This window comes from Prevotella sp. P2-180, from assembly GCF_002251435.1.
Classification (GTDB): domain Bacteria; phylum Bacteroidota; class Bacteroidia; order Bacteroidales; family Bacteroidaceae; genus Prevotella.
In genome coordinates, this window is sequence record NZ_NPJI01000092.1 from 18,260 (window position 1) to 40,831 (window position 22,572).

The 22,572-nt window shown below is 37.5% G+C and carries 19 protein-coding genes; all 19 read right to left on the minus strand.

Annotated elements, in window-relative coordinates:
• Nucleotides 1-2: 2 nt before the first annotated feature.
• Nucleotides 3-1,127, minus strand: a complete 1,125-nt coding sequence (locus CIK98_RS13435) for a polysaccharide pyruvyl transferase family protein (protein ID WP_094385078.1) — start codon at nt 1,125-1,127, stop codon at nt 3-5.
• Nucleotides 1,127-1,843: an SDR family NAD(P)-dependent oxidoreductase gene (locus CIK98_RS13440; protein WP_256387782.1), complete on the minus strand. Its 717-nt coding sequence runs from the start codon at nt 1,841-1,843 to the stop codon at nt 1,127-1,129. The genes CIK98_RS13435 and CIK98_RS13440 overlap by 1 nt, the downstream gene beginning before the upstream one ends.
• Before the next feature lie 133 nt (nt 1,844-1,976).
• Nucleotides 1,977-3,746, minus strand: a complete 1,770-nt coding sequence (gene menD / locus CIK98_RS13445) for a 2-succinyl-5-enolpyruvyl-6-hydroxy-3-cyclohexene-1-carboxylic-acid synthase (protein ID WP_094385082.1) — start codon at nt 3,744-3,746, stop codon at nt 1,977-1,979.
• An 18-nt stretch (nt 3,747-3,764) separates the two neighbouring features.
• On the minus strand, nt 3,765-4,829 hold the full coding sequence (locus tag CIK98_RS19080) for an acyltransferase family protein (protein WP_094385084.1): 1,065 nt from the start codon (nt 4,827-4,829) through the stop codon (nt 3,765-3,767).
• Nucleotides 4,826-5,917 (minus strand): glycoside hydrolase family 99-like domain-containing protein, encoded by a 1,092-nt coding sequence (locus CIK98_RS13455; protein ID WP_094385085.1) that lies wholly within the window; start codon nt 5,915-5,917, stop codon nt 4,826-4,828. Before CIK98_RS13455 ends, CIK98_RS19080 begins: the two co-directional genes overlap by 4 nt.
• Before the next feature lie 4 nt (nt 5,918-5,921).
• Complete coding sequence (locus CIK98_RS13460) at nt 5,922-7,226, minus strand: O-antigen polymerase (protein WP_094385087.1); 1,305 nt, start codon at nt 7,224-7,226, stop codon at nt 5,922-5,924.
• Nucleotides 7,227-7,233: 7 nt separating this feature from the next.
• Complete coding sequence (locus tag CIK98_RS13465; protein WP_253249743.1) at nt 7,234-7,860, minus strand: DapH/DapD/GlmU-related protein; 627 nt, start codon at nt 7,858-7,860, stop codon at nt 7,234-7,236.
• Nucleotides 7,851-8,717 (minus strand): DUF4422 domain-containing protein, encoded by an 867-nt coding sequence (locus CIK98_RS13470; RefSeq protein WP_094385089.1) that lies wholly within the window; start codon nt 8,715-8,717, stop codon nt 7,851-7,853. The genes CIK98_RS13465 and CIK98_RS13470 overlap by 10 nt, the downstream gene beginning before the upstream one ends.
• Before the next feature lie 11 nt (nt 8,718-8,728).
• Entirely contained in the window at nt 8,729-9,850 is a 1,122-nt protein-coding gene (glf, locus tag CIK98_RS13475) for a UDP-galactopyranose mutase (RefSeq protein ID WP_094385091.1), read from the minus strand.
• 2 nt (nt 9,851-9,852) lie between these two features.
• A complete protein-coding gene (locus CIK98_RS13480; protein WP_094385093.1) occupies nt 9,853-10,683 on the minus strand; it encodes a hypothetical protein in 831 nt (276 codons plus the stop codon).
• 7 nt (nt 10,684-10,690) lie between these two features.
• The gene (locus CIK98_RS13485) at nt 10,691-12,214 is read right to left on the minus strand and encodes a lipopolysaccharide biosynthesis protein (protein ID WP_094385095.1); all 1,524 of its coding nucleotides are present in this window, start codon (nt 12,212-12,214) and stop codon (nt 10,691-10,693) included.
• A 204-nt stretch (nt 12,215-12,418) separates the two neighbouring features.
• Nucleotides 12,419-13,468 (minus strand): UDP-glucose 4-epimerase GalE, encoded by a 1,050-nt coding sequence (gene galE / locus CIK98_RS13490; protein ID WP_094385097.1) that lies wholly within the window; start codon nt 13,466-13,468, stop codon nt 12,419-12,421.
• A 25-nt stretch (nt 13,469-13,493) separates the two neighbouring features.
• Nucleotides 13,494-15,374: a glutamine--fructose-6-phosphate transaminase (isomerizing) gene (gene glmS / locus CIK98_RS13495; RefSeq protein WP_094385099.1), complete on the minus strand. Its 1,881-nt coding sequence runs from the start codon at nt 15,372-15,374 to the stop codon at nt 13,494-13,496.
• A gap of 215 nt (nt 15,375-15,589) precedes the next feature.
• Nucleotides 15,590-16,492, minus strand: a complete 903-nt coding sequence (rfbA, locus tag CIK98_RS13500) for a glucose-1-phosphate thymidylyltransferase RfbA (protein WP_094385101.1) — start codon at nt 16,490-16,492, stop codon at nt 15,590-15,592.
• Nucleotides 16,493-16,578: 86 nt separating this feature from the next.
• A complete protein-coding gene (gene rfbC / locus CIK98_RS13505; RefSeq protein WP_094385103.1) occupies nt 16,579-17,163 on the minus strand; it encodes a dTDP-4-dehydrorhamnose 3,5-epimerase in 585 nt (194 codons plus the stop codon).
• A gap of 180 nt (nt 17,164-17,343) precedes the next feature.
• Nucleotides 17,344-19,083: a hypothetical protein gene (locus CIK98_RS13510; RefSeq protein WP_141210550.1), complete on the minus strand. Its 1,740-nt coding sequence runs from the start codon at nt 19,081-19,083 to the stop codon at nt 17,344-17,346.
• Nucleotides 19,084-19,393: 310 nt separating this feature from the next.
• Complete coding sequence (locus CIK98_RS13515) at nt 19,394-21,310, minus strand: transposase (protein WP_253249744.1); 1,917 nt, start codon at nt 21,308-21,310, stop codon at nt 19,394-19,396.
• A 100-nt stretch (nt 21,311-21,410) separates the two neighbouring features.
• Complete coding sequence (tnpB, locus tag CIK98_RS13520) at nt 21,411-21,746, minus strand: IS66 family insertion sequence element accessory protein TnpB (RefSeq protein ID WP_094385107.1); 336 nt, start codon at nt 21,744-21,746, stop codon at nt 21,411-21,413.
• Nucleotides 21,740-21,865 (minus strand): hypothetical protein, encoded by a 126-nt coding sequence (locus CIK98_RS18965; RefSeq protein ID WP_256387779.1) that lies wholly within the window; start codon nt 21,863-21,865, stop codon nt 21,740-21,742. Before CIK98_RS18965 ends, tnpB begins: the two co-directional genes overlap by 7 nt.
• Nucleotides 21,866-22,572 lie beyond the last annotated feature (707 nt).

Here is a 22,572-nt window from a genome sequence, read left to right on the forward strand (position 1 = left end):
TTTCATATATTCTCTTTAAGAAAACATTTTGATTTATTTATATAAGAATGTATAAGCTTTTCTTGATCGGCTGAATACGTCTCATCCCAATCAATTTCATATTTGCCTCCGTCGTTATGCACCAAGCGATTATTCAATCCCATACCAGTTAACGTATCTGTTATACGGCTGTCTGAGTGGTTTTTGGGCGGGGCAACAGAGACAAAGGATTTACGATATATAATTGAGAACATAGTGCCATGAAAAGAACTTGTTACTACGGCCTTCGCATGCTTAAATAACCACACGAATTCATTAGGCCCAAGATTGCATAATTTGCGGTCACCTGCATCCAGCTTTTTAAACATGTGGTCAATAAGAATTATTCCGCATCCATAATGTTGCTTTGCCGAATTTATAATTTCCGAAATAGCAGGCTCGGCAGAGAAGTTATATTCCAATTGATGTACAAGGATAAAATCATCCGATATGTTAATTTTTGATTGTTCAGCCAGCTTGTCATAATCAGAAACATCTAACAATAACGTTGGGTCGCAAGTGTTTAAAATTTCAACATTGTTGCCAAGATGCATATTTCTTAATAGTGGAACAGACGAGATTTCTCTAACTCCAATTGCACTGTATCTTGACAATTGGTTCTCAAGTCGTTTCTTATATTCCGTAGTAAGAGTATTTGTTGTTACACTTGCTCCAAATGAGATAATTTTCTTTCCTTTTGGAGCGAAGTCGCAGAAGAAAGAATTGTCATCATATATCTTATTCTCATTCCATACCTGGTCTGAGCCTGTTATATATATATCATAATGGAAAGTATAATTATGTAGTTCCGATATAGTGCAGTATCTTTTAGCACTCAACGACATGTGTTCTTTTCTAAAAGACTTAAATTTCTGATTTCTTTTAAGAAAGAATTCAAGTAACAAAGAACGTAATAACTCGCGACTTTTTAACTTTAAACGTTCCTTCCAAGAAGGCATGGAGCATTTTAAGTGGTACTTGTTTGGAAACACATAATCGATTATCTCGACATTATGTCCAAGTTTTTTCAAATACTCTACCAATGCAAATGCCTGAAGCGCAGAACCATAGTTCTGTACCCTGTGCATTGTAATTATTCCTATTCTCATTAATGCCAAATATTTTTAGTTGTACATCCACCATCGCATGTAATAACCTCTCCACCTATTATTCGAGATGCATCACACAAAAGCCAAGTTGCGACTTCTGCAATTTCTGATGGATAAAAGTATCTGCCACATGGGGCATTGCAATACATATTTCCATCATCCGTGTCAATGTATGATTTAGTCAGCTCTGTCGGTGACATTCCTGGAGCAATGGCAATCACTCTTAATCCCTTTGCATAGTGCTCACGATTTAACTTAGCTACCATTGAACTTATTCCTGCTTTTGCAATTCCGTATGGGATCTCACTTGGAGCATTTCCAGTCATACTTGATATGAACAATAGATTTCTATTACTACGGTTATCATTGCATATTTTTATAAAAGCTTGTGCCAAAAAGAAGTTAGCTCGCATCAGAATGTTCATTTGGGTATCGTATCCTTCTATTGTCACATTTTCAATACCACACTCATGTAATGAAATACCTGCATTACAAACTAGACAATCAATTGAGCCTAATAATTTTGTCGCCTTAACTAAAAAGGACTCAGAATCTTCAACTTTCGAGACATCATGCTTCAAATACAAGCATCTTTCACCTAATTGTTCTGATACAATCTTAAGTTTACTTTCATTACGTCCGCAAATTAACACTACAGCTCCCTCCTTTATGAATTTTTTTGCCATTTCAAGTCCAAATCCACTACCCCCCCCCAGTTATTACAATTCGTTTATTTTCAAGCCTATGGGCATTACTGATAGAAGCGATAGAAACCTTCACATTTCCACGTGGTGTTAATACGAAATTGATGGCTTTTTTGACTGTTTTTTTTATATTCATATGGATAAACTACTTTAGTTTGTTTATAATATTGTCTATGGTTTTATACCCAACCTTACTAACAATTTTCTCTTTCACAACTCTTTTAATTCCCTCATTAGTGGTCTCTCTCAAGTTGAATCTCTCCATTTTATGTGTATTCGTGGCATCTATTTCCATATCAGAGAATGCTTCAATAAAGATAGGAGAATCCGATGTGTTATCAAGGAAAACTCTCATCGCTTCATCAAATTCTGCATCATTATGAACGGCAAAATATTTGAAGCCAACAGACTCGACCCAACCCTTAGCTTCTGTTGTATGTGCAGCGCTGGTGTGCAAATCCATTGTTGGGTCTATTGCAAGTGTTGTGCTGTAATGGAATTCCCCGCCTCCATAGTTATTTACCATCAAAATACGCGCTGTTTTAGGAATGTGTCTAATACGCATAGCACCCATATCATAGAAGAAACTCAAATCTCCAATTATCAGGAAACTAAGTCTGTCTGAAGTAACTGCTTGACCGATAAATGAAGATAAACAACCGTCGATACCGTGTGTACCTATATTGGAATAAACCTTGATAGTACGATTTGGCAAACCGCAATAGTTCACTATTCGAATGCTATTGTTTATACTTAAATGTAATATACTATGGTCTGGTATTTGCGCAGCTAACTTTCTTATAACCGTATTGTTTGAGTATGGCAGTTCTGGTATTTCAATATCTTCAACGAAATTTTTGACTTTACATAAGTATTCATTGTCCTTCTCTTCTTCTGAGGCATTTTCTATAAAATATCTCAAGAAATATTCTTGCGAACACTCAAATACCTTAGTTAGACTCTTATACATATCAACAACATTGCCACTTTCCTCGACTCCCCAATGTTCAAATCGTCCTGACTTTTGTCTTAGTTGTGCCTTAATTCCTGACATAACATTAGTTCCAAGAGATATTACTATCTCGGGCAAAAAATCTGCAAAAGCTTTTGATGACAACGTATGTGTGTCAAAAGGCAAGAACGGATTAATTGCATCCTCCACCTCAATATTTGACATATACTCTGCAAGTAGAACGTTTTTGTATTTCTCCCCAAATAACTTTAGCAAGTTGTTAAGTTCTGGAGATGTATAGTTATTCTGGCCACATATTATCATTATGCGCTTTTTACTATTAAGAATTTCTGCACAAGATTTCCATTCTTTTGCTGGTGTCTCGTAAGAGTACAGATCTATTTTTCTCGCATTGAGTAAGTCTGGCTCATTACATCTTGAATAATAGGAAAGCATCGGTATGTTTATTTGTACAGGACCCTTTCCATGTTGATATGTTGAAATAATAGCCTCATTTACTAACCTTTCACAGAACCACAAGTCTTCATCTGTATTTATTATGGGAAGATTAACACACTTTTTAACAAAGTTTCCATACATGCCCACTTGATCAATCATTTGGTCCTCTCTTTGATTGAGAAGAGCAGGATTACGATCACTTGTCAAAACTATCAACTGACCTCCCTGATGATATGCTTCTGCAATTGCAGGAAAGTAGTTACACGTTGCAGTTGAAGAAGTGCAAGATATAACAACTGGTTCGTTTAATCTTAATGACATTCCTAATGCCATGTAAGCCGCACTTCTTTCATCTACAACTGAATAGCATACAAAAAAAGAGTCATTTTCTACCGATTGGACAAAAGGTATATTCCTTGTACCTGCTGAAAGAACAAGGTGACGTATATTATTCTGCTTAAGTAATGATATTATTACTTGATAACTTTTTAAAGGTGTATACATAATTTTAACTTTAAATAATTAATAACTTAAAGACAACCATCGAGTCCTTTTATAACCACTAAGTTTTAGAATTATACTGGATGATATGTAGCAAATAGATAGAACAATTAAATAGCCTGGTATGAAACCTACATAATCTGCTAAAGATACATATTCTAATTGAGTAATTCTTTTAATAATGAATGAACTTGTAAAAATAATTATGAAATGAAGCATAAAAAATAGAACACTCATTTTCCGCAATTTATACAATGTCTTGTTTTGCTTAATTTTCATTGATCCTGCAGTAATAACATATAAACAAGTTAATACAATTATGAGAATTATATTAAGCCACTTCAATCCAAAGCTACAATTAAATACATACAAGATGGTCGAAAACAAACTCAATAACAACCATAAAACAGCCTTATTATTTCTCGCCTTTATTATTATTTTTTGCATATTATCTGAACTAAACCATACACCTATGCCAACCCATCCAAGGCTTGAACAAATAGTTAGAGACAGTTCTTCACGTAGTACTGTTTGTAACCAACCATAAAATACGACATAATCCGGAGGTAATATATCATGCCATGAAATATAAAGAAGCAAAATTACAGAGCAGGTTAAAATGCAATTAAGAACGTATTTAAATTTCAAAAAGACCGTATAAATAACGACTGCGAAAGCCAAAGAAGAAAAGAACCAAGATCCAGAGTATGTATATCTTAGTAAAATGTCCAATATTAGCCTAACAAAATCCCCCCCCCCGGCATCAATGAAATAATGGTGATTCTTCTGTATAAAGGGGATGTTCATGATGAACCAGAAACAATATAGCGTACATATACGTTTTAGATATTGTTTTAGAATGGAAAATCGTTGACTTATATTTTTGCGAACTTTTACAAAAAAAAACATTGACGATAAAACAAAAAACACAGGAACTGCTATATATACGACCGGCTGTACCCAAGTACAAAACCATGGACCATAAAAAGCGTTCGTATGAATCGCCACAATCAATAACGCCATTATGAATTTGAGCAAATCATAAGAATTACCAACATTCGTGTTTAAATTAACCATTTTTATCATTTCTCTTTATTTACAATTTCATCTCTAAGTACATTCAAGAAAGCGTGACCCCATTTTGTGTCAGGTTCCATATAATTACCTTCTCCCCATTCATTCCATGATTGAAGGAAAATTATCTTATGCTCATAAGGCTTGTCTTTTACCACATCAAGAGCATGACTGACATGTTTGCGGAAAGCCTCGGGAGTCGCATTTTTAAATATTAAAGCTTGTTTTCCCCTTCGCGCTGTATGGTCGTATCCTGGCGTGATAACAGGGAAACAATCTTCTTTTTTTGTACATTCTGGATGAATCATAGATACCACCTTAGAATAATCATAGACTTGCCCTGGCAATCCCAAAAATGACTTTATCCTCTTTATGATACCATTAATAATTCTTCCATGTCTTAAGGATTTAAGTACTGGGTTTTTATCGTTATGGCAATATCCGTCAAATCCCATTTCTTTAGCTTTTTCATAAGTAGTGTTACAACAAAAGAAGTATATCCCTTTTAAGCCTGCTTCTTTTGCCCATTTCTGCCATTCATTCATGAACTGAGACAATCCCTTAAAATCTTCAGGTAAATACACCATAAATAAAGGTTTCCCATCTACTTGAATATAGCGATGATCCTTAAAAAAAGGAAGACAGTAATTGAAATGATTCCTATTATCTTCTGTACCTGGATAAACCATTTCTGCAATCATTTTCTTTTCTTTGTTCTTCACACCTTTAGTCCAAGTTGCTGTGCTCCATTCATGATTTGCCCATCCAAAACAGAAAGGGAAATCAGGCTTCCCAGATTGAAGCACCCATTCTGCAGGTTTTTCAAGCAACTTCTTACCACCAAACCAATAATGCCAATACATAAATCCCTCCACACCTGCATCTCGAGCCATTTTTGCTTGAGCTTCCCGAATTTCAGGAAGTCGCAAATCATAAAAACCGAGGTCTGCTGGAATTCGAGGCTGATGATGCCCTTTCCATAGAGGCTTGGCATTAGCCACATTAGTCCATTCAGTGAAACCCTTTCCCCAATTTTCATCATTCTCAGGAATGGGGTGAAACTGAGGAAGATAAAATGCAATTACACGAGCTTTATTCATTATCTCAATATTTTTTAAAATAATTTAAATTCCATGATTTATAAACAAACGCCAATATGAAATATATAACTATCATATTTCTTATCCAATTTTCCAAATTAAAAGCATAAAACTGCTCATGGAAAAAACATAAAAAAAGACGGGCAATAGAAGTGGCAAACAAAAAACACCACATATTAGGAATGCCTGACGATAAAAGGTCGCTTTTACATATCTTATTATAGAATAAGCAACTTATGCCAATTGCTATTACTACAAAAATCAAACCAAACAGGCCAAAATCTGCATAATAGTTTGCATAGCATGTATAAACATTTCCTAAATGATATCCATTAATGGAACTAAAAGGGTATATAGTTTTATGATCATAAGCTGATGGTGTAGTTCCAAATCGACTGTTAAGCCAATCATAAATACTATGTAAAGTATAATCTGCTATATGGTTTGTTTTTAACCGAGGAGTGTGTTTAACAAAATCATCTAAGTTTTTAATTTCTGCTCCACAATATTCCGCAACAATTTCAAAAGCACTTTCTGTTCTTTCCGTTCTTCCCATAAGTGTTCCTAATTCAGAGAAAAAATACAAAAACAAAAATGCTAATAATCCAACACGAAGATATTTTCTTATTTGTAATTTCGAGTTTTGGGACCTACTAAATAATAAATAAAAAAACACTAAAGGAGTAATGTAATTCAATATAGGCATTCTACCGCCTGACGAAAAGGAACCAATTAATGCCAAAATGTAATTCAATAATATCAATATTCGGATTTTTTTTTCGGGTTTAATAATCAAATAATTCAGAGGAACCATTATTGCCCAAATATATCCCATACCTTGAAAAACATGAAATGGGAAATTAATATACCAAGGTATATAAATGGATATGTCATCATTTTTAATTGATTCGTTAACTTCACCAAATGACTGCAACATCATTACTACACCTGCATTTCTGAAGTATTCAATTAAATATAATACAACAACAAAGAATTGAATAATTAATATTATCATTAGTCTGAATGCACTCATTTTTCGATATGTAGGCTTTTCAGCGATTTTGAGTGCATTCTTTTTTGAAACGTAATAATCTGTCAGAAATGCAACGATACTTCCTCCAATAAGTAAGAATACCGTATCGGATTGCATAATGTCTAATTTCCACTCTTTGCGTAACGTGAAAGCAATAAGAGCCATCATTAACATACCGGATGAAAACAACACAGAAGGCCTGATTGGATTGGACCCGAATTTGTAAATTGATATAAGTAAAATAACAAATATCGATAGTAATACTACAGAAATCATGAATATGTCACTTTTTGTATGTCTTAATTATTTGGGCAGGAACTCCTGCTGCAACAGAGAAACTAGGAATATCCTTTGTTACAACACAGTTAGCTGCAATAACAACGCTGTCTCCAATATGAACTCCAGGAAGTATTGTAGCCTTTTCTCCTATCCATACGTTATTCCCAATTATCACCCCATCAGATTTACTAACCAATGGACGCTCTTTGGGGGGGGTATTTAATGATAGTTCATCAGTTAACCCATGAGAATTATCTGTGATGGTCACCCATTTACCAGTAACCAAATTGTTTCCAATTCTTATATTGTTTATTGCAGTAATATGATTAAAAGCCCCAAAAATACATCCGTTTCCTATATGGATTTTTATTGGGAAATTCTTATCTGTTTCTAAAGGCCAAGCAGTCAGATAAATATTTTCTTGAAAAACATTACTTTCTCCAATGGAAATCATTTCAGGTGAAAGAATAGCCCCTACTTTTCTAAAACTTACATTAGAACCACAATGGGCAAAAATGGGTCTAAGCCAATTCGACTGTAGTTTCCATTTCATCTTTAAAATAGCCCGATACACTTGATACGGGTAGAAAAATTTCTGAATAAATATGAACAAATATTCAATTATCGACATATATCTTCTTTTTTTATAGTTAATGTTTCCAATTCATCATAAATTCCATCATTCTTCATACCTGTTATTAAAGCATAATCCCATTCGATTGTTGAGACTTTATTTATCCAATATGCTAATTTCGTTTTAAGCTGTCGATGTATTGGAATACTAAACAAAACTTGAGTAGTATTAATATTACTAATTAGAGGCATTTCTTTGCAAACATATCCATGCAGCTTAATAAAAAGAGCCAATAACACTTCGCTCAGATACCCCATCTCACGTCTAAGTCTTGAATAACTTGATGGCTTTAAATATTTATCTGCAGTGAATAATATATCAAAAAGCCACTCAGCATATCTGTCAAATATCTCTTTTTTGCAGATGAACATATTACATGGATAAATGGCATTACTCATAAAAAAATCATCTATTTGACATTTCTTGTCAGGACATTTGGCAAGTATCACTTTATAAAGAATATATACGTCCTCTGAGACTAAAGAACCGCACAACCATGTTTTTATACTTTGAGCAAATGCGACTTTTTTTGCCACAATGAAATCACACGAAGACATTAATTCTTGTATGTTCTCATTTGTTATCTTTTTTTGGAAATAACGTCTATAATGGCATAATCCGAAATAATCAATATCTTTCAGGTTTTTCCATCCCCAATAAATTGCGGTTAATTCACAATATCTTGGGTTTTCAACACTAATATTATCACCAGTATCATCACCAATCATATTAGCCATTTCTTCTTTGTAAGGCGAAATAGCACGCCCTACATGTATTGGTGTATAAACGTCATCTTCATAAACACTATCTGGTTTATGACATGCTATCAGAATTTTTATTGTTTCTTCTTTCATTTCAAAAATGATTAGATATTCATATTCAAAACATGTTCAATGATTGGAGCCATATCATAGTATTTATATTCAGCCAATCTGCCACCAAAGATGACATCAGACTCCTTAAAGGCAAGTTCGCGATATTTCTCAGATAACAAATTGTTGCGATCATCGTTCACAGGATAATATGGCTCCATACCGGGCTTATACTCTGTGGAATATTCCTCGCTGACCACTGTCTTTGGACAGTCATATACATCCTGACCGAACATCTCGAAGTGCTTGTGCTCGATTACACGAGTGTACGGTTCATCAAGAGAGGTGTAGTTAACTACGGCATTGCCTTGATAGTTTGGAGTGTTCTCTATGCGAGTCTTGAAGGAAACTGTGCGCCAGTCGAGCTTTCCGAATCTGAAATCAAAGAACTCATCGATAGCACCGGTATATACCAACTTATCGGCATATTTTCGCCAATCCCTGAATTCAGACTTGAAGAAATCAACGTCTGTTTTACATTCCAATCCATCAAGCAATCCGTCAATCAATTTGTTATAGCCACCTATGGGAATACCCTGATATCGGTCGTTGAAGTAGTTGTTGTCGAAGACAAAACGCAGCGGCAGTCGCTTGATGATGAATGCAGGCAGATCTGTACACTTTCGTCCCCATTGCTTCTCGGTATATTCCTTGATGAGGGTATAGAAAATATCTTTGCCGACCAATGTCAGAGCTTGTTCTTCCAGGTTCTGTGGCTCATTACCATTGAGTGCCGCCACAGCCTCTGCTTTCTGCTCCTCAATCTTCGCCTTCGCATCCTCTGGAGTCTTCACATCCCACATCTGATGGAAGGTGTTCATATTGAAGGGAAGATTATAGAGCTTGCCCTTATAGTTAGCAACAGGGGAGTTGGTATATCTGTTGAACTCCACGATAGAGTTAACAAAGTCCCACACCTCCTTATTATTAGTATGGAATATATGTGCGCCATACTTGTGCACATTGATTCCTTCAATGTTCTCGCAATAGACGTTTCCTCCCAAATGCGGACGCTTGTCTATCACTAAGCACTTCTTGCCCTGATTCGCGGCAAGATGTGCGAATGTCGATCCGAACAACCCAGATCCAACTATAAGATAGTCAAAATTTTCCATTATCAAAATGAATTATTATTCTTACAATATTCATCCAACGTCTGATTATTTAATTCAGCTTCAATATTGTTAATATCAGGATGAGTGTTAAAGTAATTGAATATTTTTTCTTCAGTTTCGCAATTATATATTCGTCTAATACCTGATTTAATTATTTTTATTGGACTTCCTCCTACAACTGTGTAAGGTGGCATCTCACTATAGTCCTTTAACAAAAGAGCATTTGGTGACGATACAATGAAGTAATCAGGAGTTTTTGTGCCTTTTTTGATAAATGTAGTATGACCTATCCAATTATACTTACCAATAGTAATTGGTTTTGTATTTCTACTTATCAAATGTGTGTTACAATCAATAGTAAAATGATCATCACTATCCATAACGAAACTATGAAAGCCTATACGACTATGTTCTCCAATAGTTAGTTGATTTCTAATTAAAACTGATGTTCCGTCACTGATAAAGTTGTAACCCATAAAATTAATGGTTCCATTGTTCTCAATTATGCAACAACCTTCTATTCTAAGAGGACCATATACATTAATAACACCGTTATTGTAAAATTTAGTTCTGCCTTGCGATTTAAAATCATGATGCCCGATTTTTATTATTCCTTTTTTTATTGGACATTTTATATGGATTGTACCAATCTTGTATATATTGGTATTATGAAATATCAAAATTGGCAGTTTTAATCCTTTTTTTAATCCAAACAAACTAATATTGATTAGTAATGATTTAAAATAGTTTATTGATTCATCTCTTATAGAGAGTCCAATAATTTTAAGTTTTACACTTTTTAGTAATGAAATACACTTAAATACAAATGTCATAATATTATTATTTTATAATGTTGTTAATTCTATTGATTACAATTTGATTAATCTTATGTCGCTCCACTTTAGAGATGCCTAAATAATAAATAAAGAAAATATTTAAAATACTAATTAAAAACAATTGTAACAGATTAAGTACAAAAGAATCTTCCACATAATAATTTAATATTATTGCACATACTAAAGAGGGAATAGATGCAACTATGATTGGGTATATTACATCTTTACAATAATCATTAATTCCAAAAAAGATTTGTTTACTGACTATTATTATCCTTATGATATGAGCTACAAAATACATAAATAATTGAATTAAGAAAACGATTGTAGGTTCACCTCCAAATAGTAAAGCTATATATGATATTGGGATAACCATTATAAAAAAAGAAGCAATATATAACATGATCTTTTTAACCCTTCCTGTAGCCAAACTACCTGTAAGCAAAGGTGTTGCTAGTGACTGAATTAATGCGAATAACATTGTATATCTTACAAAAGCAATAGTATAGCATGGTACTTCTTTAAGCCATATTGACAGAATCCAATAAGTTTTATACATAATTGGTAATGCCAGTAAATAGGTTAAGAAGAAAGAGAATTTCGATGCACGAAATATTAAACTGTGCATAGCTTTTAATTCATTGCTAGAATAACTCTTGATTATCTGCGGTTTAAAAGCTATTTGAAAATTATTACTAAGCTGATTTACTGCATTCTGTACTTGAACTGAAATGCCTTTAGCTGCATTGACAGCTGGCCCAAAAAATATATTTAGAAGAATATTCGTACCTTGGCTTAAACAAACACTTGCAATATTGCCTAAAAAGTTCCAGCTAGTGAACCCAAGCATATCTTTATATAAAGAATTAGGTACTGATACAAAAGATATTTGCGTTTCTTTATATTTTTTGTTACAATATATAAAATACATCAGTGTTATAATTATATGCACAATGCCAATTAATAATGCATAGTAAACCAATCTATCGCAGGGTGAAGACAAAATCAAAAAAGCAATTAGCAATTTTGACAATGCTTCAAAAATTGAAATATAAGCAAAAATACTCATCTGCTCATGGGCAATTATGAGAGCATTATAAGGATATGATAGAATCATCATCACTGTAGAAAAAATGCTAATATGATATACACAACAAGCTGCGAAAAATCGATTTTCTGGAATGACTATTTTTTCATGTAAAAACCACAATCCTATTGTTTCTGCAAAAAAAACGATGATTAAGGCAATTATTATATGTATAACTAAACTCGCATTAAAAACGTTTTTTACTCCTTCTTTATCGTTTCTTCCCATATAAAAATTTAGGAACCGTTGTGTTGCCTCTATCATGGGGCCATTTATAAATGCGAAAAGAGAAATAATACCACCTACGATATTATAAATTCCAAAATCATCAATACCTAATGAATCAAGTACAACACGCGAAGTGTATAAGGATACTAACATAATGAGTAGCATCCTTACATAAAGAAATATTGTATTCTTTGCAATAATTTTATTATTCATTTCTTATTTCTAATAGGAAAAACTCTATATACATATGAAAATTATTATGTAAACGAACAACCTCTTCTATGCCTATTTAATATTATATATACAAATCGTTTATTTAACGGTTTATTATCAATATCGACAATTCAGAAGCAAAGAATCAGTAGCACTAAATTGATATTTTACTGTGCATGTGAAATATAAATCAACTCCATTTGTTTACAAACTTTCATATCCATTCGGATTCTGTGACTGCCAACGCCAGGAGTCACGACACATTTCTTCTATGCCATACTGAGCCTCCCAACCAAGTTCTTCCTTAGCCTTTGATGGATTGCAATAGCAAGTTGCTATATCCCCAGGACGTCTTTCTTTTATAACGTATGGTATCTTTACTCCATTTACTTTCTCAAAAGCTTTAACTACATCCAATACAGAATATCCGTGTCCGGTACCAAGATTGTAAATGTATAATCCCTTTTCTTCATCTCTTTGAGATGATATTTCATTTCTATTTTCAAACACCTTCAAAGCTGCAACATGACCGCGGGCTAAGTCAACAACATGAATATAGTCGCGAACTCCTGTTCCATCATGGGTGTCATAGTCGTTTCCAAATATACCTAATTCCTTGCGCAGGCCTACTGCTGTTTGAGTGATGTATGGCATAAGATTATTGGGAATGCCATTTGGATTCTCACCTATTAATCCTGATTCATGCGCTCCAATTGGATTAAAGTAACGAAGCAGAACTACATTCCATTCACGATCTGCTTTCTGCACATCTATAAGTACCTGTTCGAGCATAGACTTTGTCCATCCATATGGATTTGTACATTGTCCTTTGGGACATTCTTCTGTAATAGGGATAATTGCTGGATCTCCATACACTGTCGCAGATGAAGAAAAAATTATGTTTTTGCAACCATGTCTTCTCATAACATCCAATAGTACGAAAACACCATTCATGTTATTCTCATAATACTCAAGCGGCTTGGAAACAGATTCTCCCACAGCCTTTAGACCTGCAAAATTAATCACAGCATCAATGTGATATTGACCGAATAAGCGATCCAGACTCTCGCGATCTCGAATATCTGCTTTTTCAAATGGAAATTCTTCACCTATTATTTTTGATACACGGCGAAGAGCCTCTTGATTAGAGTTTACGAGATTATCTACTACTACAACTGAATGACCTGCTTTATATAATTCAATAATCGTATGTGAGCCAATGTAACCAGCTCCACCTGTTAGAAGTATTTTCATATTTTTAATATATTATATTTACTCATTATTCTACCGTTACACTCTTAGCCAAGTTCCTTGGCATATCTACATTCAAACCCTTCTTCACTGCCACATGATATGCCAACATCTGCATTGGTATGACACTTAGCAATGGAACAAGGCAATTCAATGTGTTCGGTACTTCTACCACTTGCTCTGAGATCTTCTTGACATCCTCATCGCCTTCTGTCACAACTGCGAAAATGCGACCGTTACGACTCTGCACTTCCTGCATGTTGGAGATTATCTTATGATACAGCTGGTGATGTGTGGCCAAGAACACTATCGGCATCTCTTCATCCACAAGGGCTATAGGACCATGTTTCATCTCGGCAGCGGGATAACCCTCTGCATGGATATAACTAATCTCCTTCAGCTTTAATGCGCCTTCAAGGGCTACTGGATAGTTGTAGCCTCGGCCAAGATAGAGGAAGTTACGGGCATAGGTGAACATCGACGATAGATTTTCTACCGTATCGTTTTGCTCCAACACCTTTTCCATCTTTTGTGGTATCTGAGTCAATTCGTGACATGTGGTTTGGAACTCTTCTTCCGAAATGGTTCCAATGGCATTTGCCAATGCCAATGAAAGCATGGTCAATACTGTTACCTGACCGGTAAATGCCTTTGTACTGGCTACGCCTATTTCCGGTCCTACGTGAATATATATTCCCGTATCAGATTCTCGGGCGATACTGCTGCCAACGCCGTTGACTATACCAAATACCAATGCTCCTTGTTGTTTTGCAAGTTGGATGGCAGCAAGGGTATCTGCCGTTTCTCCGCTTTGGCTAATGGCAATCACCACATCGTCCTTTTCTATCACAGGATTGCGATAGCGGAACTCACTGGCATATTCCACCTCCACTCTTATTCGGCACATATCCTCGATGAGTTGTTTGCCGATGAGTCCGGCATGCCATGACGTTCCACAGGCAACGATGATGATATGTCGAGCGCGAAGGAGTTTGGCTTTGAAATTTGTTAGTGCCGAGAGCTTAATCTCGTATAGGCCATCCTCTCTCATGATAATCCTGCCTCGCATAGTATTCTCAATACAATGCGGCTGCTCGAAAATTTCTTTGAGCATGAAATGGGGATAGCCACCTTTGCTCAGTGCAGATATGTCAAGATCCACGTCCTTGATGGTGATGTCGGCTGATGTCTCATCGAGATTGGTTATCTCAATGTCTTTACCAATATAGATGTCAGCTATTTGCTCATCCTCCAAGTATATCACTTTTCGTGTATATTCCACCAGTGGCGTGGCATCGCTGCCTACAAAGAACTCCGTGTTGTCATTGCTCAATCCTATTACCAACGGCGAAGCTTTACGTGCAGCTACAAGGTGGTTGGAGTTTGATTTCTCCATAACCACGATAGCATAAGCACCAATGACCTTATTCAAGGCCTGGTTTACAGCCTTCACCAACTGCTTGCCGTTTCTCTGATAATAATAGTCTATCAACTGAACAAGCACCTCGGTGTCTGTATGGCTTTTGAATTCATAGCCATTAGATTCGAGCTGTTCTTTCAACAATTTATAATTCTCGATGATACCATTATGCACCAAGGCTATATCGCCTGACATTGACACATGGGGATGGGCATTTGTCTCTGATGGTTCGCCATGAGTTGCCCAACGTGTATGTCCGATGCCGGTAGTCAGGCTTGTCTGCTGTGATTCAGATGACAATGCAGCATCTACCTTTTCTTCAAGGTTTGCCACCTTGCCTTTTGCCTTAAATACTTTAATCTCGTTGCAGCCTGATCCTAACAGGGCAATACCAGCGCTATCGTATCCACGATACTCGAGCTGATGAAGTCCCTTAATAAGTATAGGGGCTGCTTCCTTATTTCCTATATATCCTACGATTCCACACATACGTTATTGATTCGCTTTTTCTCTATAAGTTTTTATCTCCACTATTCAGACTTACCTGAAAAGTTGCTCATAAAAAACAGGCAGTATCTGAACAGTGAAGATGATTAGTATAACTTGTCGTTTATATTAAAATCAAGCTCTGCATCCTTTAAACTTACATGCTTCAAGTCTTTCTCACTGAGTATAGCCTTCTCAAATTGATGACTGATTGCTGATTAAAGATTTGCTTGACCTGTCCTTTCCACTTCTTCCACGACCTGAAGCAGATATTGTCCATATTGGTTCTTAAGCATAGGCTTTGCAAGCTCACGCATCTTGACGGCAGTAATCCATCCTTTGCGGAATGCGATGCCTTCAAGACATGCCACCTTCAAGCCCTGTCGTTTCTCCAATACCTCTATATATGTAGAAGCCTCAGATAGTGAATCATGAGTACCTGTGTCGAGCCATGCAAAGCCACGGCCAAGTTTCTGCACCTTCAGCTCACCATCTTCAAGGAATCGCTGATTGACAGTCGTTATCTCATATTCTCCACGTGCAGATGGTCTGATGGTCTTTGCTACATCTACCACTTTGTTGGGATAGAAATACAATCCGACTACTGCATAATTGCTCTTTGGATGCTCTGGCTTTTCCTCAATGCTCAGGCAATTGCCGTCTGCATCAAATTCAGCTACGCCATATCTCTCAGGGTCTGATACCCAATATCCAAAGACTGTAGCCTTCTTGTCTTCCTCGGCTGTGCGTACTGCCTCTATAAGCATATTTGTTAAACCAGCACCTTGGAAGATATTATCTCCAAGTACTAGACATGCTGCATCATCACCAATAAAGTCTGCACCTATAGTGAATGCCTGTGCGAGTCCATCGGGTGATGGCTGCTCTGCATACTCGAACTTCACCCCGAAGTCACTGCCATCGCCAAGCAGTCGCTTAAAGCCTGGCAAGTCGAATGGAGTACTGATTATCAATATCTCACGGATGCCGGCAAGCATCAACACAGAGATAGGATAATAAATCATTGGTTTGTCGAAAATGGGAATCAGCTGCTTGCTGATACCCTTGGTGATGGGGTACAACCTAGTACCCGAGCCACCGGCTAATACTATACCTTTCATATATTTATCTTAATGTATCTCCACCATTCAGACTTACCTGAAAAGTTGCTCATTAAAAACAGGCAGTATCTGAACATGGAAGATGATTAGTATAACTTGTCGTTTATATCAAAATCTAGCACTGCATCCTTTAGGCATGCGTGCTTCAAGTCTTTCTCACTGAGTATCGCTTTTTCAACAGGTATGCGCCAGTCAATGCCAAGGGATTCATCCTTGATATTGATTCCGCCATCAGCCTCAGGATGATAGAACTCATCGCACTTGTATTGGAATACAGCGGTCTCGGAGAGAACGGCGAAGCCATGAGCGAAGCCACGAGGGATGAAGAACTGACGATGATTGTCTTCTGTCAATTCTACTGCTACATGTTGACCGAATGTCGGGGAGCCTTTACGGATGTCAACGGCTACGTCGAGTACTGCGCCCTTTACGCAGCGCACTAGCTTGCTCTGTGTATATGGCATGCGCTGATAGTGAAGACCACGCATCACGCCGTATGATGACATCGATTCGTTGTCCTGCACGAAGTTGATACTATGCCCAAGGATGGGCGTTATTTTCTCATCAAACTCTCTCTGAGAGAAGCTCTCGAAGAAATAGCCACGGGAGTCTTTGAATATGCGGGGCTCAATGATGAGCACGCCAGGGATATTTGTTTTTATTATTTCCATAAAAGTATGTTTAAACTTTATATTGAGTGTCCGCAAGCGGACTGTTTGGGGTAAACAGCAATTATTCACACATTGTAAATTTAAAGAGGAGTTCATCAAGCTAAAGCAAGTGCCATAAATGAACAGCAATTAACAAAAATATTAATCTTCTTCGTAATCGTCTATATCAAAAAGCCGATTCTATTGGTAAACTCCAATTTTCACTTTGTCCATAAATTCACTATTTATCAAGTTTTGATATTGATCTATCAACCTTACGTGTGAATATGATGTGTTATTTAGTTTTGGAATTAAGAACTTGTCTGCTTCCAACAAAGTCTTTTCCAAAACTAGTTTAACAAGATCTCCACTTATCTGTTTCTTATCATAACTGATATAATTTTGAAGATTGTTTACCACAAATCTTATTGTAATATATATGCCGAACAGCTGGATTTGGTCGGTATGATCATATTGCATGTCTTGAAATTCAACAATTAATGTATTTTGTTCTTTTCTAATCGCAATTTTCATATAAAGACGCATAGTATAGTTATAAGGTAATTTTATCGATATCTGACGAAAAACCCTGAAATTGTTCAAAGTGACTTTTACTACGTTTATATCATTGCTGCCAATAGAAGGAAAGTCAACTTCATTCATTTCCATCTTTTCTATTTTATATGTACTGGTAGGATAGTTGAAAACCATATTAGATGATGGACGAACCTCAAAGAAGTCATTTTGCAAATCTACTGTTACATCTATGAAAGGTGAGCTATAATTAATACATGATGTGTCTTGTTTTATCCATTCATCACCATAAACTTTATAGAAATCCAACCAGTGGTTTATCAAGGTCTCGTCAGACACGAATAGCCCTTTGTCAAAGTCAACCTCTGGTATGATATACATATAAGCAATATCAAGAATTCTGAGAATAACAGTTATGAATGGATGACCATTTCCGGGTTTTTTATTTACATATATATCGACATACGGGTGAGGCGCGACATAAGGAAATACCATAAACAGACATGAAGGTGTTTTTGGCAGTCCTAGTTTGCCGTTTATCCATGCAATTGTATTCCGTAAATGAGGAAGGTATTCAGATGGGATTAAATCAATTGTAATCTTGACTAATGCCTTATAGAAATTGTGATTTGTCATCAGTTTGCTTGTCTCAAGTCTGAGATCAAACACAGGATTAGTCTTGTATGTTGAAGGAAGCATCTCTTCTTTTAGATACATTTTAATATCGTCCTTGCCTTTTCTTCTTATACAGAAATTGTCGCCTTCTACTTCAGGAATGTCCTTTTTCTTATTCTTAACGCCAAAAGTGGCTCTTCTAACATCCATCATGGCGGTAAGGTCTTGCTCGATTTGACTCAATCTTCCGTTGCAAATATCACATTCTTCATAGCAAAACAACCTATGATTACCTAACGATTCACCTACAGCATGGGCAATATGGTTGAAGCTAACATCTGGCATTGATTTGCCGCAGAAACGGCATACCCTTTTCGACTTTTGCTTTTCTCCAACAAACTCTTTTACTGTTTTTTTTCCATAACTGTAGATTTTGTATTTCTCCGACAACGTAGCGAATAACGTCTTGTATTTCTTTATGGATTCCTCGATGGAGATATTTTTTTTATTGTATTCATTCAATGCATAAAGAGCGGCATCATGATCAATATCCGGGTTTTTGTCGGTAAGTATAAAGAATACGTCACCATTTTGTAATTTATGAAACCAACGAGTAAATTTCAATATCGATGCATTGACTGATTTCCATTTCATTTCAAGAGAATCCAATAACAACTTGGTTTTATCGTTATAAACATATCCCCCATAATGTTCACTCCCTATACATAGCGGAGTGAAACGATTGGATAAGCTGAGAATGTCTTGTTGTATCTCAGGTAGATAGTTATCCAAATTGATTATAGATTTTAATGAATATAGATAAATCATATGTAAATACGCAAGTTTGTAAGTATTCAATTTGGGTCACAGGGATATTGGGTCAAAGGGTGAAGTGAACCCAAATAGTTGGAGGTTCACAGGGACATGTACATCAGAACCGTAACTAATGTTAATATGCAGGATATATCTCATATTCTGTACTGTGTATATTGGTTTCAAAGTCAAACACCTACCGTAAGCGTCCAAAAGTGATTAAAACCCTTATAGGACGGGCATTCCGAGAAGCCCGCCTATTTGTGATTTAATTGAAATTTAACTTATTTTAATTGGTTGCCGGGGAGAAAGCAAGCCTGACAAGATTGTCATAGTCCCTTCGTCCCTTGTTCCACTCCCGAACAAAATCCACGAAGAAGTCGCGGAAGTTGCGACACTTCTGCTGACAGGTCGAGATGAAAGTATTGAATATGCCGGAGTTCTTGGCTCCCTTGGGACTGCAGAAGAACAGACTGTTTTTCCTTTGAACTGTCAAAGGCCTTATGGCCCGCTCTACCGCCATGTTATCAATGCTGTATTCACCGTCATTCCGATAGGCGAATATCCTGTCCCAGAAATTGTAGAAGTAGTTCAAGGCCCTCCACACCTTGTCGGGGAACTCTTCTTCGCCCTTGGCTATCAAGTCAAGCAGCTTAACATGCATGGAGTTTATGATTCCATCTGTATATTCGTCATTGCGAGCCTTCTTTATGCGCTCAGGGGTGTAGTATTTTGGATCGCTTGCGTACATCCTCTCACGCTTATACAGTTTCTTGATTCCCGAAAGGAAGAAATCGACAATCTTATAGCCGAGCCTCTTTGCTTCCTGAAGCTTGTTGTGAACGTGGGCAAGGCAGCAGATGTGCTCGACATCCACCATCTCGTCATCAAGATACATATATACATTGTAGCCATCGCTCTGAAGGGACTTTATCTTGGCGTCGCCAAGGAACTCCTTAAGCACTGCTCGTCTGCGCCCACCCGTATGAACTTTGCCGTTCTTGTCAACCGTATCTTCATAGAAAAATATGACTATGCCCGCCTTGCGGTTTACAAGACACCACATGTAAGTCTTATTGTGGCCGAAGTGGGTCTGGTAGCGGTACCATGTCTCGTCAACATTGACGTTTGCGCCATCCTCCAAGGCCATATCCTTCAATGCTGGCAGGAGCATGTTGAGCATGATTGCGCCCTTGTCCTCCCAGTTGAGCAGGTTTTGCCTGCAGGTGTGCCAGTCCATATCTGGATACCTGTTCTTGGCCTCACGGTAAGCGGGGGAAGCCATGATGTAACGGTTGAATATCATGAACGACAACAATGTGGCTGTTATGCCTGTGCCGGGGACCAGCTCCTCAAGTATCTCCTTGCCGTCCTCGTCAACAGGGGCGGTGATAACCCTTCTGGAACCGTCAGGATACTCAACCAATAGCCTCTGGAAATGATGTTCCTCCAACCGCTGGACTAACGTCTTTATTTTACGGGGCTTCTTGACCTTTATCACCTTGCAACCCTCAGGCACGACGCATTCATGAAATATCGGATTGCCTATCACCTCCTTTATGTAAGAACAACCCTTGCGGCTCGCACCATGGTAACAGGTTTGGCCTGTGCCATTGTCTTGAACCGTGTCTTGAGCATCCGCCTCTCCACCTTCAGCCTTCTCTGACTTTGAAGTGTCTTCTTCAGAAGTATGCGACTTGCCAACCGGGCCGGGAGTACCTTCGGGAAGCGACTTCTCCGTTCCGTCAAAATCGTCACGGCCGTCATTGATGCCCTCGCTCTTCTTGCCTGAATACTTCTCGCTGCAGGTCTTCCCTCCACCATAGAGTGCTTGGTTAGCCAATGCCAGGCGGTTCTCAAGAGTCTCAATCCTACGAAGGAGCTTTTTCTTCTCGTTGTCAGCCTCCTTCTGGCTGTCCATGAAACGCTCAAGCTTGTCAAACAGGCGCTGGCGACTTTCCGCCTCAGAGTCGGCACGGCGGTTGGCGGCCTTTAGCTCGGCCTTTATCTCCGCCATCTCATCCCTGACCTGTCTGTTCTCCCTATCCTTCTCCTGAAGGGAGGAATACAGGAATCTCACGTATCTTTTCAGTTCTTCTACCGTTTCCATACCATCGGACGGGTCATACTCCGGAACTGGACTTCCGTCCAGCTCCGAAAGCTGCCGTTTCAGCTGTATTTCTCTGATTAACTCGTCCTTTGCCATATGCTTTATTATATGGTACAAAGATACTAAAAATATTTGATATATGCAATTTTTTAATCATATTATTCTGTTGTTAATCAGCGATTTAACACTATTTATATTATTGTAAATTTATTGACTTAATTACAGGACTTTCAAGCACTGAAACCAAGCTTTTCCACTCGATTTTATATACAGGAACATCATCCCGTAGCACTATCTTTACAAACTTGTATCCCTTTGAGAAGCACTTCTCGTGAACATAATAGGCATGGTTCTCATAATGGATCATCTTGACCTTCGTCTGGTCCTTGGACATGAACATATAGACATCTCCGTTCAACGGGTCGCGGTGGTACTTGGCGCGTATTATCTCAAATATACGAGGAGCCTTGCAGCGCATGTCATGCAGACCGGGAAGAAAATAGAAATTATGAAGTCCCGTTATACTCAACATAGACCCTCCAGTTTCTCCACCAGGCTCAGCAGCCCCTGGTAGGTCAGGCCTTTCTTCTGTATCTGAAGACCGTCGCTCGTGTGGATGAACACATGGATGCCGGACTTCCTTGGACTCATTATATTAGAAACTTTAGCTGAATCTGATTGAGAAGGGGCTGGCCCCGAGTTGTCCGGGACTCCTTCAATCTCCACAGGGACAACTTGCTTGTGTGTATTACGAAACCATTTGTTGAACTCACGATGGGGGATACCCTTTCTCATACAGAAATCATTGATTGAAATGTTCTGCGGCTCATACTCTGTCTTATACAGAAACCAAGCCTTCTCTAAATCACTGTTACTTATCATACCTTTTACTGTTTATTGAATTTGACAGCGCAAAGGTACAAACTTTCTCAGGGATTACCTAAAACCACTTTTGGACGCTTACTAAATTTAAAGAGGAGTTCATCAAGCTAAAGCAAGTGCCATAAATGACCAGCAATTGTCATAAAAAAATGTTTTTCGAAAACTCCCCCGTCCCCTCTTAACCTGAAGAGGGGCTCCACCGCTTTCCCCTAAATCCCCTTTCCCCTCAGGGTACAGGGGACTTAAAGCCTGGCCGGCTGGGCCTGTACTCGCAAACAAGCTCACGCCCCTGCGGGGTTGCTCGTGATTATCTACGCAACAGAGTTGCGATTATTTGACGCAATAGAATTGCGAGTGTTTATGCGCCGTGGGCGCCCATGCGGATTGATGATGATTGATTGCTGATTATCACTGATAAAGATATTTATTAACGACAACAGGGTCTACATGTGACGACTTAGATTGTCCGCAAGCGT